This is a genomic window from Azohydromonas lata (assembly GCF_034427735.1).
Classification (GTDB): domain Bacteria; phylum Pseudomonadota; class Gammaproteobacteria; order Burkholderiales; family Burkholderiaceae_C; genus Azohydromonas; species Azohydromonas lata.
In genome coordinates this window covers 42,072-57,904 of the sequence record NZ_JAXOJX010000003.1, presented here as the reverse complement: position 1 = coordinate 57,904, position 15,833 = coordinate 42,072, and the positions used below count along the sequence as shown (strand labels likewise).

Annotated in this window: 19 protein-coding genes and 1 pseudogene; 10 read left to right on the top strand and 10 right to left on the bottom strand. The window is 66.5% G+C overall.

Annotated elements, in window-relative coordinates; translation table 11 throughout:
- The first annotated feature begins 60 nt into the window (after positions 1–60).
- The 3 genes from SM757_RS03750 (at position 61) to SM757_RS03740 (ending at position 3,631) form a co-directional block, all read left to right on the top strand.
- Positions 61–2,706: a heavy metal translocating P-type ATPase gene (locus SM757_RS03750; RefSeq protein WP_084268086.1), complete on the top strand. Its 2,646-nt coding sequence runs from the start codon at positions 61–63 to the stop codon at positions 2,704–2,706.
- 31 nt (positions 2,707–2,737) lie between these two features.
- Positions 2,738–3,103 (top strand): hypothetical protein, encoded by a 366-nt coding sequence (locus tag SM757_RS03745; protein ID WP_029001650.1) that lies wholly within the window; start codon positions 2,738–2,740, stop codon positions 3,101–3,103.
- A 156-nt stretch (positions 3,104–3,259) separates the two neighbouring features.
- Entirely contained in the window at positions 3,260–3,631 is a 372-nt protein-coding gene (locus SM757_RS03740; protein WP_156902146.1) for a hypothetical protein, read from the top strand.
- 146 nt (positions 3,632–3,777) lie between these two features.
- Here the strand turns inward: SM757_RS03740 and SM757_RS03735 are convergent, their stop codons facing one another.
- Positions 3,778–3,987 carry a hypothetical protein gene (locus tag SM757_RS03735; RefSeq protein WP_029001648.1) on the bottom strand — a complete coding sequence of 70 codons (210 nt, stop codon included), beginning with the start codon at positions 3,985–3,987 and terminating at the stop codon, positions 3,778–3,780.
- On the opposite strand from SM757_RS03735, the gene SM757_RS03730 reads away from it, so the two are divergent.
- The 4 genes from SM757_RS03730 to SM757_RS03715 all read left to right on the top strand — a co-directional run bounded on the left by SM757_RS03730 (position 3,973) and on the right by SM757_RS03715 (position 8,125).
- Positions 3,973–4,770, top strand: a complete 798-nt coding sequence (locus SM757_RS03730; protein WP_322464429.1) for a hypothetical protein — start codon at positions 3,973–3,975, stop codon at positions 4,768–4,770. The two genes, SM757_RS03735 and SM757_RS03730, sit on opposite strands and share 15 nt — an antisense overlap.
- Positions 4,771–4,842: 72 nt before the next feature.
- On the top strand, positions 4,843–6,546 hold the full coding sequence (locus SM757_RS03725; RefSeq protein ID WP_028999031.1) for a site-specific integrase: 1,704 nt from the start codon (positions 4,843–4,845) through the stop codon (positions 6,544–6,546).
- A gap of 109 nt (positions 6,547–6,655) precedes the next feature.
- Positions 6,656–7,141 (top strand): SDR family NAD(P)-dependent oxidoreductase, encoded by a 486-nt coding sequence (locus SM757_RS03720; protein ID WP_322464428.1) that lies wholly within the window; start codon positions 6,656–6,658, stop codon positions 7,139–7,141.
- A 27-nt stretch (positions 7,142–7,168) separates the two neighbouring features.
- A complete protein-coding gene (locus SM757_RS03715; RefSeq protein ID WP_322464427.1) occupies positions 7,169–8,125 on the top strand; it encodes a zinc-binding dehydrogenase in 957 nt (318 codons plus the stop codon).
- Between the two features lie 179 nt (positions 8,126–8,304).
- Here SM757_RS03715 and SM757_RS03710 read toward each other — a convergent pair whose 3' ends face one another.
- The 4 genes and pseudogenes from SM757_RS03710 to SM757_RS03690 form a co-directional block, all read right to left on the bottom strand.
- Positions 8,305–8,523: an OB-fold nucleic acid binding domain-containing protein gene (locus SM757_RS03710; RefSeq protein WP_322464426.1), complete on the bottom strand. Its 219-nt coding sequence runs from the start codon at positions 8,521–8,523 to the stop codon at positions 8,305–8,307.
- A gap of 230 nt (positions 8,524–8,753) precedes the next feature.
- Positions 8,754–9,487: pseudogene (locus SM757_RS35515) on the bottom strand (DUF6920 family protein).
- A gap of 329 nt (positions 9,488–9,816) precedes the next feature.
- Complete coding sequence (locus tag SM757_RS03695; RefSeq protein WP_322464425.1) at positions 9,817–9,960, bottom strand: hypothetical protein; 144 nt, start codon at positions 9,958–9,960, stop codon at positions 9,817–9,819.
- Positions 9,961–10,013: 53 nt separating this feature from the next.
- Positions 10,014–10,358, bottom strand: a complete 345-nt coding sequence (locus SM757_RS03690; RefSeq protein ID WP_322464424.1) for a hypothetical protein — start codon at positions 10,356–10,358, stop codon at positions 10,014–10,016.
- Between the two features lie 114 nt (positions 10,359–10,472).
- Here SM757_RS03690 and SM757_RS03685 point away from each other — a divergent pair, with 114 nt between their 5' ends.
- A complete protein-coding gene (locus tag SM757_RS03685; protein WP_322464423.1) occupies positions 10,473–10,880 on the top strand; it encodes a hypothetical protein in 408 nt (135 codons plus the stop codon).
- Here SM757_RS03685 and SM757_RS03680 read toward each other — a convergent pair.
- Positions 10,829–11,380: a putative molybdenum carrier protein gene (locus tag SM757_RS03680; RefSeq protein ID WP_322464422.1), complete on the bottom strand. Its 552-nt coding sequence runs from the start codon at positions 11,378–11,380 to the stop codon at positions 10,829–10,831. The two genes, SM757_RS03685 and SM757_RS03680, sit on opposite strands and share 52 nt — an antisense overlap.
- 30 nt (positions 11,381–11,410) lie before the next feature.
- Positions 11,411–11,797 (bottom strand): surface-adhesin E family protein, encoded by a 387-nt coding sequence (locus SM757_RS03675; RefSeq protein WP_322464421.1) that lies wholly within the window; start codon positions 11,795–11,797, stop codon positions 11,411–11,413.
- 655 nt (positions 11,798–12,452) lie between these two features.
- Between SM757_RS03675 and SM757_RS03670 the strand changes: the two genes are divergently transcribed.
- Positions 12,453–12,830, top strand: a complete 378-nt coding sequence (locus tag SM757_RS03670) for a hypothetical protein (protein WP_322464420.1) — start codon at positions 12,453–12,455, stop codon at positions 12,828–12,830.
- A 118-nt stretch (positions 12,831–12,948) separates the two neighbouring features.
- Here SM757_RS03670 and SM757_RS03665 read toward each other — a convergent pair whose 3' ends face one another.
- Entirely contained in the window at positions 12,949–13,434 is a 486-nt protein-coding gene (locus SM757_RS03665) for a GNAT family N-acetyltransferase (RefSeq protein WP_322464039.1), read from the bottom strand.
- Between the two features lie 133 nt (positions 13,435–13,567).
- On the bottom strand, positions 13,568–14,125 hold the full coding sequence (locus SM757_RS03660; RefSeq protein WP_322464419.1) for an isochorismatase family protein: 558 nt from the start codon (positions 14,123–14,125) through the stop codon (positions 13,568–13,570).
- Between the two features lie 206 nt (positions 14,126–14,331).
- On the opposite strand from SM757_RS03660, the gene SM757_RS03655 reads away from it, so the two are divergent.
- Entirely contained in the window at positions 14,332–15,270 is a 939-nt protein-coding gene (locus tag SM757_RS03655; protein ID WP_322464418.1) for an NYN domain-containing protein, read from the top strand.
- On the opposite strand, the gene SM757_RS03650 is transcribed toward SM757_RS03655, so the two are convergent.
- The gene (locus SM757_RS03650; RefSeq protein ID WP_322464417.1) at positions 15,192–15,725 is read right to left on the bottom strand and encodes a DUF4145 domain-containing protein; all 534 of its coding nucleotides are present in this window, start codon (positions 15,723–15,725) and stop codon (positions 15,192–15,194) included. The genes SM757_RS03655 and SM757_RS03650 overlap by 79 nt on opposite strands.
- Between the last annotated feature and the right edge of the window lie 108 nt (positions 15,726–15,833).

Genomic DNA, 15,833 nt, shown 5'->3' with positions numbered 1-15,833 from the left:
CGCCGCGGCGCGGTGCGCGTCGTCACACCCGTGCAGTCGTCATGAAGTCAGGAAATCAGGATGTCTGAAACGCTCAAGCTCAAGCTGGACCTGCCATTGCTGCTGCCCGAGGTGCCGCAGGTGAGAGATCGCTGTGTGACACAACTGGTTGACACGCTCAAGGGCAAGGACGGCATCAGCGAAGCGCACATCACCGAAGCGGACAACACGCCGCAGCTGTGCATCCACTACGACCCGAAGGTCATCGCATTGCCGCGCGTGCGCGAGCTGGCGCGGGCCACGGGCGCGCAATTGACCGACCGCATCGGGCATCTCGTGTTGCAAACGAGCTCGATGCATGCGCGCGCGGCCCGCACCCTCGCTGCCAGGGTGCAGGCGCTGGAAGGGGTGCTGGAAGCCGAGGTGACGCCTACCGGCGCGGTGCGTGTGGAGTTCTACAGACAGCGTTTGGAGGAACCGGCGTTGCGGCAGCGGCTCCAGGCACTGGGCATCGAGGCTGAAACGCCTCACGCTCCTGGGAAACCTCATGCTCACCGTGAGGACTACGGCCACGGACACGGACACGGACACGGCCACGGGCACGGGCACGGGCACGGGCACGGGCACGGGCACGGGCACGGGCATGGCCATGCCAGCCATGGCGCCGGACAACACGCCGGGCACACGCATGAGCACGAGGACAAGGCGCATGGGCATGCGGGGCACGCGCATGGTGGACCTCTGGGTGAAAAGTCCGAGTTGATCTTCGCCCTGTTCGCCGGTGTGGCGGTGTTCGCCGGGTGGGTCGTCGAGCATTGGCAACTGGCTGGCACCGCCACCAGCACTGCCTGCTACGTCGTGGGCTATGTCCTGGGCGGTTGGTTCACGTCGCGCGAGGCCATCGAGAACATCCGGGCCAGGCGCTTCGAAATCGACACGCTGATGCTGGTGGCCGCGGCCGGCGCCGCGGCGCTGGGCAAGTGGGCTGAAGGCGCACTGCTGCTGTTCCTCTTCAGCCTGGGGCACTCGCTCGAACACTACGCCATGGGCCGGGCACGCCGCGCCATCGAGGCCCTGGCCAAGCTCGCACCCGAGCGGGCGCTGGTCAAGCGCGATGGCGCCACCGTGGAAGTCGATGTCGCGGACCTCAAGGTGGGCGACGTGGTCGTCGTGCGGCCCAATGAGCGGCTGCCAGCAGACGGCTTTGTGGTGGCGGGTCAGACCAGCGTGGACCAAGCACCCGTCACAGGCGAGAGCATGCCCGTTGACAAGCGAGCGGTGCCGGATGCGCAGGCGGCGCTGAGCGCCTTCGACAAACTGCCCGCGCAGCACCGTGTGTTCGCCGGCACAATCAACGGCGCCGGTGCTATCGAGGTGGTGGTGGCCAGGAAGGCCAGCGAGTCCACCATGGCCCGCGTGGTCCGGCTCGTGACGGAAGCCGAATCCCAGCGCTCGCCGACGCAAAACTTCACCGAGCGCTTCGAGCGGATCTTCGTGCCGGTGGTGCTGGCCACGGTTGCGGTGCTGCTGTTCGCCTGGGTGGTGGTGGACGAGCCTTTTTCCGCCAGCTTCTACCGTGCGATGGCAGTGCTGGTAGCGGCCAGCCCTTGCGCGTTGGCCATCTCGGTGCCCAGCGCGGTGCTCAGCGGTGTGGCGCGCGCCGGGCGCGGTGGCGTGCTGATCAAGGGCGGCGGACCGCTGGAGAACCTGGGCACGCTGACCGCTATGGCCTTCGACAAGACCGGGACGCTCACCGAAGGCAAGCCGCGCCTGACCGACGCGGTTCCGGCCGAAGGCGTGCCGGCGAAGGAACTGCTGGCTGTGGCCCTGGCCATTGAGGAGCACAGCGACCATCCGCTGGCGGCCGCGGTGGTCGTTGGCGCGCGCAAGACACTGGGTGCCGGGCATGCAGTGCCTGCCGTGCAGGGACTGCAAAGCATCACCGGCCGCGGCGTCACCGGCATTGTCGATGGGCGCCAAGTTCACATCGGCAAGGCCGCGCTGTTCGAGGACATCGGTGGCACGGTCGTGCCCGCCGAGCTGCGCGAGCACAACGAGCGGCTGATGGCTCAGGGACGCACCACCATGCTGGTGCGCCATGGCGACCGGTATCTCGGGGTGCTGGGTGTCATGGACACACCGCGCCCGGCGGCGCGTGAGGTCACGGCCGCGCTGCAGCGGCTGGGCATCAACCGGCTCATCATGATCTCGGGAGACAACCAGCGCGTTGCCGAGGCCGTGGCACGGGAGGTTGGACTCACCGAGGCGCATGGGGACTTGATGCCCGAGGACAAGGTCCAAGCCATCCAGGCGCTGCGCGCCAACGCCGGGAAGGTGGCGATGGTGGGCGACGGCGTGAACGACGCGCCCGCCATGGCCAACGCGACCGTCGGCATCGCGATGGGCGCAGCCGGCTCGGACGTGGCGCTGGAAACCGCTGACGTTGCGCTGATGGCGGACGACCTGTCCCAGCTGCCCTTTGCCGTCGGGCTGTCGCGCCAGACCAGCCGGATCATCCGGCAGAACCTGTGGCTGAGCCTGGGCGTGGTGGCGGTGTTGATCCCGTTGACGATCCTGGGCCTCAACATCGGCACGGCGGTGCTGTTCCACGAGGGATCGACGCTCGTGGTCGTGATTAACGCGCTGCGCCTGCTGGGCTTCAAGCAGCCGGCAACCAATTCCGAAACAACGGTGTCGCAAGCCTTTGTACGTCCAACGAGTGGTTGATTGCACAGCTCTCCCAAAGAAGGAAAAGACCATGTCCATGACCATATTCGGCGCTTCGCGTCAACCTACAGCAGTGCTTGCGGCGCTCGCCGCTGCGCTGCTTCAAGGCTGCTCGGCCATTCCTGCAGCGAAGGACGCCTATGAACAGGGCTGGCGCGAGGCCCGTGTCGTGGATGCAAGCATCGGCGACGAAGCCATTCGGAGCCTCGCGAACGACTGCCGTACGCAGGCCTCCGTGACCGAGTCGAGAAGATTTGCGCTGTTGTCGTATCGGGATGGCACCCAAGGTTTTGCCCGCTATGTCGCTGCCGTGCCGCAAGATCAGGCGGTCAAGGTCGAACGCATCTACCAAGTCAACGTGAAGGACTGCAGTTCCAGGTGGTACCGGGTCCGATAGCGCGCACGCGCAGACTCCAGTGGACCCGTGGCCTGGTGCAGATCAGAGGCATTGGGCTTCAGAGAGCACCAGACAGGCGAAAATGTCCTGCGCCTGGTCGCCCGGATCCGGCCGCCTGGGATGTATTGCGTGATCTTGTGCGGAGCCTCGAACTACATGAATACGTCCGCCAATTCGCGCTCATCGCGCTGGCTTGCCATGCTTCGAGCGTGCATGGCATTGGCACTGCTGCATGGCTGCACGGACCCGCCCGCCATGAAGGACGCCTTTGACCGGGGATGGCGCCATACGCGGGTGGTACAGGCCAAAGTCGGTGCGGAGCCGATCCCGCACATCGTCAAGGACTGTCGTACCGAGTTCGCCGCTGACACGCAAAGGCGCTTTGCAGTGGTCTCGTACAGCGATGGGGGACACCAATTCGTCAATCGCTACGTCGCGCTCGTGCCGCCAGGCTTGGCCGTTGACATGGGTGCTGTGTATCAGGTCAACATCAACGACTGCAGTTCCGCCTGGTACCGACTCCGATAACGACCTCCGTCATCACCGCAAAGGACGCCTGCCTTTCTTCTTCTGGGCGCGTCGCTGCTCGCGACGCTCGCGTTTGAGCCTGCGGTCGCGGACTTGCAGGTAGGCGCCGTAAACCATGGCCACGATCAAAACGATTGCACCGGAAATCAGCAGGTATACAAAAGGCCGGTCATGTGGATCAGACATTCGCCGATTTTCGCAGCGGTATCGACGAAGCCAAGTTGCAGGATTGAATCCCAATCTCGGTGGTTCTGCTCTATCACGACGTCGCCGCGCAGTTGGACACAACTCCAATCACGAATCGCTGTCGCGGTCGTACTTGACATGGATCCCAGCGCCGCTTGCTCGATGAGCATGCCGCTGCCTGGATACTGTCAACGCTCTGGCCGCGCCGTCATGATGGCCTACACAGGCGTTGCCGACTGGAACGCAACTGCTGCAGCACCTTGGCGCTGTGCACAGGAGCCGCTACCATTGATGCCGACTCTTGCGCGTGCTTCATGGGCATTGCCGCTGCCGGCACCGCGATGTGCGTGCCTCCTGGGTCTGACAAGTTCCAGCGCCGGCACGTGGTCACGCAAGCCCAGGACACCGTGCTTCGCGCCTGCCAGGGGCCTTGCCTGACCTGGTCCGACCGGGACGGTTGGTTCGTCGCGCCTTCGCGCTCGCCTGCGCACGGCGCCTTCAAGCGCCGTCGGCTACTGGGTATTGCCCAAGCACGGCCGCACTTCTGGCTCTTCACGTTGGCGGACGACACCGTTGTCGCAAGGCATTGCCAAGTCGCGATGCAGGCCCTGGGCAACACGCCCGCACAAGTCATCGAGGCGCTGCGCGTTGCTGTGCGCAACCACATCAAGGTCTACGGCAGCGCCGACCATGAGCCGCGCCGGCATGTGATGCCCGTGACACCGCGGCCCGTGGAGCTCTCGGGCACCCAGCGGCTGCATGAGGAGATGCCGCGCATTCGCGAGAGGCTGGGCTTCTGGTCCGCCAGCAGCTGGCTCAAAACCGAGTTCTTCCTCAACGACGCAGGACTCAACATCAGCGCGGCCCGGCACCACGAGCGGGAGTCGTTGTTCGCATCGGTGGATGCGGCTGTGCGGCAATCACCATGGCACCCGTGGAATGTCCGCGCCTGATGCCAATCGACGCCATGCAGGAAATAATTCTGCTTATCGGATCAGCACCGTCGCAGGCCTAAACTGACTGGCGTGAAAACGCGCCGGTCCGCCGCAGAGCCCGCCCAAGAGCAGCCGCTGCTGGAGCTGCCCGACGCCGCGGCGCTGTCCGCCCTGCGGGCCTGGCAAGAAGGCCTGTCCTCGCGCGAGGCCGTGGGGCGCTTCATCCCTGAGCGGCGGCCGGCGGGCGGCTCATCGCGCTCCATGATCGGCCACATCCGCCGGCAGCTCGCCGCCTTCGCGGCCAGCCGCCAACGCGAGGACCTGGCGCGGCACTTCACGGGCACGGCGCGCAAGGGCGCTGCAGCCGCGCGCGCCGTCGCGCAGGCCGTCGAGGCACTGCGCAGCACGCCCACCCCTCAGCCGCTCATTGGCGACGACGTGGGCCGCTGGCTGCCCCCGCGCGTGGCCGCGGTGCTGCGCAAGGCGGGCATCCGGACGCTGGCCGAGCTCACGCTGCGGGTGCCGCGCCGCCGGCGCTGGTGGACAGCGGTCGCCGGTCTGGGTCCGGCCATGGCCACGCAGGTCGAAGCCTTCTTCGCCTCGCATCCCGAGCTCACCGAGCGTGCCCGCGCCCTGGTGGCCGTGCCGCAGCAGGGTGACGTGCGGCCCTGGGAGCACATCGCCGTGCCGGCCGATGTCGATGGCACCCAGGGCGCCTTCCGTGCGCCGCGCGCATCGTGCTCGCTGCGAGCCAACAACGACTACGAGGCCGTGCAGTCGTGGCTGGCGTTGCACGAGGCACCAGCCACGCAGCGTGCGTATCGCAAGGAGGCCGAGAGGTTGCTGCTCTGGGCCATCGTCGAGCGCGGCGTGGCGCTGTCCTCGCTCACCACCGAGGATGCCGTGGCCTACCGCGCGTTCCTGCGCCATCCGGCACCACGCTCGCGCTGGATCGCCCCCGCCACGGCGCGCTCCTCGCCGCTGTGGCGCCCCTTCACCGGCGGCCTCTCGCCGCGCTCCACGGCCTACGCCCTGTCGGTGCTGAGCGCGATGTTCCGCTGGCTCATCGACAAGCGCTACGTGCTGGCCAACCCTTTCGCCGGCATCCGGGTGCGCGGCATGCGAGCAGCCGGGATGGACACGACGCGAGGGCTCTCCGGCGCCGAGTGGGGCCTGGTGCGCACCGTCGCCGATGCGCTCGAATGGGCGTACGGGTGGGAGCCGCGCGCGGCGCAGCGCATGCGTTTCGTGCTGGACTTCGGCTTCGGCACCGGGCTGCGCGCCAGCGAGCTGGTCGGGGCGACGTTGGGCAACATTGAAACCGACGCCGGCGGCGATGCCTGGCTGCACGTGGTCGGCAAGGGCAGCAAGGCCGGCAAGGTGGTGCTGCCCCTCATCGCGCGCGGCGCGCTGGAGACTTACCTGGTGCAACGCCGACTGCCGGTGAGCCCGGCGAAGTGGGACCCGCGCACGCCGCTGCTGGGCAGCCTCAACGGCGAGGCCGGCATCACGGCCAGGCGGCTGTGGGCGGCGATGAAGCGCTTCTTCTCGACCGCGGCCGCGGTGCTCGCCGACGTCAATCCGGCGCTGGCCGAGAAGCTGAACCGGGCCTCCCCGCACTGGCTTCGACACAGCCACGCCTCGCATGCTCTTGAGGCCGGCGCGGATCTGACCACGGTGCGCGACAACCTGCGCCACGCGTCGGTGTCCACCACGTCGCTGTACCTGCACGCTGACGACGAGCGCCGCGCCAGGCAGATCGGCGCGGCGTTTTCTGGCCGCCGTCAGCGCTGATATTCCCACTCAAAACGCACCGATTTGCACGCCGAAACTGGCTTTGCCGTAATTCAAATTTTTGTAAGTTCTTGTCCCGCAACGGGTTTCAGACCCAAAGCGCACCTTTTTGCACAAGGAGTCCGTCCACCCCATCACCGGTGTCGTCGGAGACCCGGCCGCTGACCTACAACAGTTCGAGCGTCAAATCGACATCAACATCAAGGGCGTGGTGACGGCGGTTCGCACCGCTGCTCCGCTGCTGAGCCAGAACGGTCGCATCGTGTCCATCGGCACCACCGGGGCAACCCACATCCCGTTTCCTGGCGTGTCCGATTACGTGGCCTCCAAGGCTGCTGTCGCCGCCTACACCCGCGGCTGGTCTCGCGACCTCGGTGGTCGTGGCATCACCGTGAACGTTATCCAACCAGGCGCCATCAACACCGAGATGAACCCGCAGGACAGCGCTTTCGCCGACACGCTGCGCGCAATGAGCTCGCTGGGTCGCTACGGTCAGCCCGAAGAAATCGCGGGCGCGGTCTCGTTCCTGGTCGGCCCGGATGCTCGCTACATCACCGGCGCGACCCTGAACGTCGACGGCGGCCAAATCGCCTAACCACCTGTAGAGCAGAGGAGCGCAATCATGAGCAACGCAGTCGTCATCCGCGAGAACGGAGATGCTTCGGTTCTCCGCTACGAGGCCACCTCTACGGGCGACCCCGACAGCCGGGAAATCCTGGTCCGCCAAGAGGCCGTTGGCGTCAACTTTGTTGATTCCCTGGTCCGTTCAGGCCAGTTCGGCGTGCAGTTGCCGGCAGTGATTGGCTTCGAGGCCGCCGGCATCGTCGAGCAGGTCGGCTCCGACCAGGTGTCGTTCAAAGTCGGCGACCGTGTTGGCTACTTCTACGCTCAAGGTGCCTATGCGGACTACAACCTGGTGGACTCCAACTCGCTGATTGCGCTCCCGCCGGACATCTCGACCGTTCAAGCCGCGGCATTCTTGGCCAAGGGGCTGACAGCCTGGATGGGCCTTCGCGCGATGCACAAGCTAAAGGCTGGCGACGTCATCCTCGTCCAGGGTGCGTCGGGCAGCGTTGGCTCCATTGTTTCGCGCTGGGCCAAGCATTGTGGCGCAACGGTTATCGGCGTTGCCGGCTCCAAGCAGAAGCTCGCGCAAGTTGCAGCAGGCAGTACGCTCGCTCTGGCTGCCGACGATGCGTTTTTTATGAACAAGGTTCGGGCATTGGCACCACAAGGTGTTGACGTCGTGTACGACTTCGTTGGCGATGCAACCGCCAAGCTGTCCCTGGCCGCGGTTCGCGACGGCGGCAAGATTCTGACCATCGGAGCCGCTTCCGGCCAAGCTCGGTTCGATCGCGCTGAGCTGGCTCGCCGCTCGATTCAGATCCTCGGTGGTGGAACTCCTCAGTACGTCAACACGACCAACCAAGCGGCTGCGTCCGCCGAACTGTTTGACGTGATTCGGGCCGGAGTGTTCGCAGACCTGGAAATCACGAAGCATCGCCTGGACACCGCAGCCGACGTGCATAGGGCTTTAGACGCCCGGCGACTGAACGGACTACCCGTGCTCATTCCTTGAGCGTGGCGCCGTCCAGGCAAGCATGTCTCGAGCCTCAAGCGGCAGGTTTCTGGTCGCTGCAGACGTTCCACCGCAGAGTCTGGCCGACCACACCCAGCTTTGAACAGCCCGCCGTAAAAGCAGCCCCGTCCGTCCGCAACTGGCCGAAAGCCGGTATTCACCCAAAGCCTGCTGCCAAATCAATTGAGATCCCGGCTTTCAGTCGCTAGCCGCCCCAGCAGCAGCGTGAGATCGTGCAACCGCCGGGCGATGAGGTGGCACACCTCGCCCTCGCGCTGCCACACGCCGTAGACGGCCAAGAGCCGCGAGTGCAGCAGTTCCCGGCGTTGTTGCTCCCGCAGCGACCGCCACACGATGACGTTGACCATGCCGGTCTCGTCCTCCAGCGTGACGAACACGACACACGTTGGACGTGCTGGGCCGCTGGCGCATGGTCACAATGCCGCAGGTCTGAGCCAGCCGGCCACTCGGAAACTTCTTCATTTGCGCGGCGGTGAGCCGCCGCCGCTGGGCAAGCTGCGGCCACAGCAGCGCCAACGCGTGGCTGCGCAGCGTCAGGCCCACCCTTTGCGACATGCACAACGGAATCCTGACCAGGGCTTCAGGAGGATGACCGCGCGATGCATGTCTACTCCACCAACCGAAGCGAGCGTACCTGCCCCGTCCAGACCAGTTCGAGGCTCGTGCCTCGGTACCATCCCACTTCGCCTCGCGTGGGCACCAGCACGCCCGCATGCCGCTCGTACTGACCGAAGTGGCCTTCCCAGGGCACTTGCCGGAAGCCGTTGGGAAACCTACCCCAGCGCCCTGACGAGTAGATGCCTGTGATCTGGCCGTCGGCGGCGAAGCGAAACTCCAGCGACACCGTGGTGCCGCCGTCCACCAGCGTGGCCATGGCGCGGCTATTGTCGATTCCGGTCCACGTCAGCCGTTCGCTGGGCAGCAGCGCCCACGGATACCAGGGCGCTTCGGCCAGGTAGCGGTGCAGCGCGCCGGCTTCATTTCCAGGCGGCCGTGCTCGTGCCCCATGCGCACGGCAGACAGCAGCAGCGCCTCGCCGGCGCCGATATCGTCCACCAAGGAGTCCATGACGTGCAGGTGCAGCCCCGGCGCCATACTGACTTTGGCATTCCACAGGAAGGCAGGGCTTCGAGGTGACGCGGTGTGCGTGGCCTGGAAGGGCCACCAGCGCGAAGAGCGCGTATCGGTGCGCAGCACGCCGGTCTGCTCCAGCACAACCAAGCGCGGTGCTGCGAGATGGCTCCCCAACGCCAGCTCCAGATACCGGGCTACCGGCGCGGGAAGGTTGCCAGCGGCGACCGGAGAATTCCAGGTGCTCTTATGCGCATGGGCGGCCCGCACGCTGAGCCGACGCAGCAGGGCGCGCGCGGGAGTGATGCCAGGCGTGCATGCCGCCGAAGGCACCAGCAAGCGCAAAGAATCCAGGCAACAGAACGGGAGCTATAGTGGACAAATGCTAAAGCAACATACCTGAAACTAAACAACACTACTGAACCCATTCACCCTCCTCCTGAATCCCCCTTAACCCACCTCCAAACGCACCACCACAGACCAAGGACAGAAGGCGAGAAGAGAAACTCGCGTATGTTGTTTTTGGCGGCAGTTCAGCTCTTGATCTGTGCACTGCCCAGCTCATCCGTACAGCCGCTCGTCAGAACAGACGTGGCCTATTAACCTCTGGTCTTGGCCAGCAGCGCCACCGAGAAGTCCAACATGTCCTGCACCGACGGCTGGCCCCAGGTATCGAGCGCCAGCCAGTTCATGAACGCCACTTCCGAAATCTTCGTGATCCGGCTCTTGATGCGCAGCTGCACGAGGTCCTGCTGGGCGTTGTAGCGATTGATGAGCGCCTTCTTCTCCTCCGCGCTTAGCTCGCCGAAGTAGGCACGGGCCTCCTCGCGCCGATGCTGCTCAAACTCGGCCTGGATGTCGAAATGCTTTTCCGGCTTGGCGCCTGCGGCGCCTGGTCTTCGCGCCGGCCGTATCCCTGCTCCAAGGCTTTGCGGAAGTAGGCTGCGGGCTGCTCCAGCAGAGCCTGTTTGGCGTCGGCCTGGCGCGTCTCGGTATACCTGAACGCGTCGAGGATGCTCTGCGCCGGGTACCTGGCCGCGAGCCGTTTGGCTTCCGTACCCGGCAGGCCCAGGGCCTTCATGCGCTCGAGCATGCGCTGCGCATCGCCGCCGACCGCGGCCGCCCTGCCCTTGCTGCGCACCAGGAACTGGATCGATTCGACCTTCTTCCCGCTCTTGTGCTCGATCAGTTCGACTTCGTGGCAGGGCTTCGCAGTGGTGGCCTCGGAGATCAGCGCCAGCGGCAGCCGTGAGGGGTGGCTGACGTCATCGGCTTTTGCGCCAGCTGCTCGGTACTGGTAGAGGCCAAGGCCAGCAGGCGCAACTTCCTGGCCGACCGACTCAAGCCGGAGCGCCGCGACAAGTGCCGCAGCCTGGACCTGTACCGGTTCTACCTAACACCGCCCGACGTGATCGGCCTGGCTGACCTGCCGCCGGGCTGGGGGCTGCTGCACGCCCAGGGTGCGCGCGTCATTGATGTGCTCAGGCCGCTGGGCAACATGTGGCCCGGGGCTGGCTTCGAACTACGGGGCTGGACGGAGTTTCAGCACCCAGTCAACGAGGTGGCCGAGCGCGGGGTGCTGTTTTCCATCGCGCGGCGGCTGGCCGAGGCTCAACCACGCAGGCCGGGCGGGCCGCCGCTAACGCCGCAGTCGTTGCCCTGAACCAGGCCGGCGTCCAGGCGCGAGCCACGAACCGCCGCCATGGCCGCCAGGGCATCGAGCGCCTGGGCCGTGAACAAGCCGATGGCCGGCGCGCCGCTGGCGCGCGGCCCGGCGACGTTGAGGGTAGCGATGCTGGTGGCCTCGATCCAGGCCCGCAGCGCCGAGCGCCAGTCCATGCCCGGGTGCAGGTGCAGCCAGGACTTGGCGAGCTGCCTGGCAAAGATCATCGTCTGGCGGTTGCCGCCGGTGAGCTCGGGCGCGATGGACAGGAGCAGGGTTGCGTCCGAGTCGCGCACGTTGGCCTTGGTGCGCTGGCGGTAGCCGCCGCCGTCGGGCATCTCGGTGAGCTGATACCGCGGCGGGATGGTGCCGTCCTCCGCGATCCGTCCGGTCGGACACCAGCCGCCGTGCGGGACGCCGCGGGCCAGCGCCCAATCCAGCGCGGCCCGATCCGCACCGGTCTGCCCTCCTGAAACAACGCGCTCGATCACCACCGTCACGGTCCTGCCCTGTTATTGCTGTTGCGGCGCTCAGCCGCGGTTGCACACCGCCTTGCTCAGGCTGCTGCCCACCGTGCCCGGTGCGATGGCCATCCAGTCGCCGAACATCATCCCGCCGCGCGTGGGCTCGCCGCCGCCCATGCGGCCCCGGTAGCTCTGGTGCTGCAGCAGCCGCTGGCGCCGGCCCTGGCAGTCAACTTCGACGAGAAACAGCTTGGAGAGGTCGAAGTCGATTTCCGGCTCGACCATGTCCTTCATCGCCCAGACCTCCCGCAGTGCGCCCGTAGTGCGCATGGAGTCTGGATCGACATACCAGACCGCCTTGGACTCGTCCTCGCCGAAAGCCGTCCAGTGGCCCCAGGCCGGCGCCGCGGCCAGGATGGCGACACCCATCAGCAGTGCTCCGCTGCCTTTCATTGTTTTCTCCCCGCAGTGCCAAGCCATTGTTCGCGGCGGCCTGCGCAGCTGGGAAGGCGGGAAAGTCCTTGGCTGTGGCAGCTCTGGAATTGCTCACCGCGCGCGCCATCATGCCGGGTGGCCACGCCAGCACGCGGTGGCTGGCATGTGCCGGCTTGAGCAGGGCATGCGCACCAGCACCTGGGCGGGCCCGGTCAAGAAAAAGGCCCGCGTACAGCAGCGGGCCGGGAAAAACACGAGACGCCACGGGAGGGAGTTGAGCGGCGCCTCGTGCCCACCATAACGCAGGTGCCGCCGTCGGCGGCGGCCGTGTGCATGAATGGCTTGGCGGGTCCGTGGCACCGGGCCTCGGCCGCGCGTGACGCCGGGGGCCGGTGAGGCGGCTGCCTTCGCCGCTTCAACCGCCGCGGCGCTTGACCAGTTCCAGCACGGCATTGAACTGCGGGTGGCGGCAATGGCGCACCCACCAGCCTCCATGCCACTTGCCAGCGTGGATGCTGCAGCACAGACGGCCCTGCAGCCTTGCCAGGAATCGCAGGGGCGGTAGCGTGGCCGGCATGCTGCAGCCCAACGGCTTTGCGCTTGTCTCTGAAGACGCGTGCTCCCTTTCAGGCCAGGCCGTGGCCGCCATCCCAGCAAGCAATCAAGGACGCTGATGAACGTCACCACCGTCATGCTCTTCGACGAGCAGCGCAACACGCTGATCGGCGCTGCCACGAGCGCCCGGGAACAGGCTGTGGCATGCGCGGCAAGCCTGCGCCTTGTGCCGGCATTGGCCGCCGATTACCGCGGGCGTGCCGCCGCGTTGGGCAACGCCCTGGCGGCGCTGGATGTCAACGCGCGGGCCGGCAATCTCGCTGCGGAGCTCGGAGAGTTGCAGGAGCGGCACGCACGGCTGCAGCGCCAGCTTGAGGTGGAGAAGGCCCGCGGCGACGAACTCGCGGCTGCACTGCACAACGCCCTGGAGCGGTTGGGCCCGGCTTCGACCCCGGCCAAGGGCGAAGCGGCACGCGCGCTCGCCTCGGACACCTAAAGGCCCGTTGCCCACGCGGTAGGCCGCAGCCGGCTCAATCGCAACGTGCCGACCGGCCAGGATGCCGGCCACGGCGTCAGGCCGGCTCGCGCTGCCGCCGTGCAGGGCGACGCGCCGCTCAGAGCGCCTTCACATAGACGGCAACGCGCTCGCCGTCGTGAACCACGACTTCAAGTGGCATCCACCCCTGACGCCGCAGCAGGCCGTGTGCGGTGCTGGTGGCGCAATGGATGCGCTCGAACCCCAGCTCACGCGCTTGCTCCTCCACCGCACGCAGCAGCGCCGCGCCAATGCCCCGGCCCCGCATGCCGGGATCGACAAGCCCTGCAGCCGCCCAAGGACACAGGTGAGCGTGGCTTGCGATGGACTGCGCCTTGAGGGCGGCGACGCCGCAGACGCGCCCGGCCTGCAGCGCCACCATCCCGATGGGCAGGCTGCCCAACCGGGCGCAGGCCTGGAGGTCCTGCAGTGCCGACCCCCTGCCCCCGGCGCCGTAGTAGTCCGGCCACTGCGCCTCGAACCACTGGCGCAGGATCTCGATCGCGTGCGGGTGCCACGCCAGTGGTTCGACGGCAATGTCCCCGGGTAGATGACTGTGCTGCACGGCGCTTTCCTCCTGGGCTGCGGTCAGCCCAGGTATCTACCCTGCACGCGCCCTTGACCATCCGCAGAGCTGGCGTACAGGTGTGGGACATTCGCGGCCACGCTGCCCGCCGGTGTCAGCACTTTTCGCCACTTCAACCGCCGCGGCGCTTGACCAGGTCCAGCACGGCCTTGAACTGCGGGTGGCGGCAATGGCGCACCCACTCGAAGAGCACCATTTCGTCGCTGACGACGGTGGCGCCGGCTTCGCGCAGGCGCTGCATGGCCGCTTGCTTGTCGGCAGCGCGGCGCGAGCCGCAGGCCGTCTCGACCACCCAGGTCCGGAAGCCGCGCTCCAGCAGCCCCAGGGCGGTTTGCATCAGGCACACGTGCGCTTCGCAGCCTGCGATCACGACCTCGGGCCGGTCGCCTGGCGCACGGCCCTCGGTCAGCAATTCCGCCAGCCCGTCGCTACAGGCGTCGAAGTGCATCTTGGACAGCGTCACGTCGCAGCGCCGGCGCACGGCTTCGTCGTTGCGGCCGAGCCCGTCCGGGTTCTGCTCAGTGCCCACGATTCGGATGCCCAGCGCGCGCGCGGCGTCGGCCAGCACAACCGCGGCCTCAACCACGGCCGGGGCGCCATGGATCGCCGGCATGAGCCGCCCCTGGTAATCGACCAGCACCAGCACGCTGCAAGCGTCCATCTTCAGCATGGCCCGTTTCCTTCCCGTTGACGGAGTGTGTTGCGGCAAGGATAGGCGGGCGCTCTGGCCAGTGGAGGCCACGTGAGCTTGCGCGTATCGCAGGCGTACGATCCCGCTGGCGCCTGCGTTACGCCGGCCGCCTGTCCCGGCCCATGCCGGACAGGCCATCCCGGCCAAGTCACACCTATCCAATTACTCGGATTCAGATAGCTTTCATGCAGTCCACCAGCCACAAGCTCCTGCGCATCGGCGTCTTCTATGACGGCGAGTATTTCCGTCGCGTGAGCAACTACTACGCCGGCACCCACCCGCGAAAGGCCCGCATCAGTATCGAGGGGCTGCACAACTTCATCCGTGCCCGTGCCGCCGCCGCGGAAGGCACCGGGCTCAAGCTGGCGCAGATCGTGGACGCGCACTATTTCCGCGGGCGCATGAAGGCGCGCGCGGCTGAGGAGCGCGACATCCTGTTCCAGGAGCGCGCCTTCGAGGACGTGCTCATGTACGAAGGCGTGACCACGCACTACCTGCCCAAGGGGCCGGAGGGCGAAAAAGGCATCGACGTCTGGCTGGCGCTGGAAGCGTTCGAGATGGCGATCTACAAGCGCTACGACGTGCTGGCGCTGATCGCGGGCGACGGCGACTTCGTGCCCCTGGCGCGCAAGCTCAACACCCTGGGCACGCGCGTGATGCTGCTGGGCTGGGATTTCAGCTTCTCCGACAGCGCGGGCAACCTGCGCGAGATGAAGACATCCCAGCTGCTCTACGGCGAGGTGCCCTACGCGCTGCGCATGGCCGAAGTCATGGATGCGTCGCGCGAAGGCGGTGATCCGGCCTTGGACGGGCTGTTCCACCGCCCGGAATACCGCCCCTCCTCTATCCCGAGTCCGCTGACCACCACCATCGGCGTGTTGACGGCGCCGCCAGAGGTCGGCTCCACGCAGCAGGGCCACATTCTCAATCTCCGGGATACCTACGGCTTTATCCAGCCCGATGCCGGCGGGGACAATATCTTTTTCCCCTTCAGCTCATTGGCGCCGGGTGAAGCGCAGCGGTTGCAACCGGGTATGCGTGTGTCCTATGAATACAGCCGCGGCGAGCGCGGACCAATTGCGCCGAGGGTTTGGATATTGCCCGGCCCGATATTGCCGGCCTGAAGCTGGGCATCGAGGGGTTCGACGAACGGTCCAGGCTTGAAGCCGCCAGGTGGAAAGCCAAACGCGCGGGGAAACCAGATCGCGAGTTGGCGGCCCACCCTCAGTGCAGCGAGCGCATCGCGCTGTTCGCCGACGAAATCGTGCGCTGCCGCATTGCCCTCCTTGCGCAGCAGATGCAACAAGCCTGCAATGTCGCGGTCGATGAAGTCGCGACGCTGCACCTCGGCCAAACGATCTATTTGCTTGCTGCCCCGGGCGTCTTCTTCGATGCCCGCGAGGGCAAAAAGGTGGCGGGCAACGGCTTCGCCGAACTGCCTAAGTTTCAGCAGGCAGGTATTCGGATCGTTTGCGTAGTGCTGCTCGGCAGACGAGGCCAGCGAAAAAAGCGGCGGCTGATGAGGCGGCTGTTTCAGAAACGAGAAATTGCTGGCTTCTTCAATTGCGCTGACTGCCATAGGAGCGAAGGGCACAACCTCTTGTGCCTCCGAAGCCAAAGAAGAGCCGGAGGTGGCGCATAACGGAATGTTGCCTTCTTTATACCTGACCAGACCGGCACTTGAAGT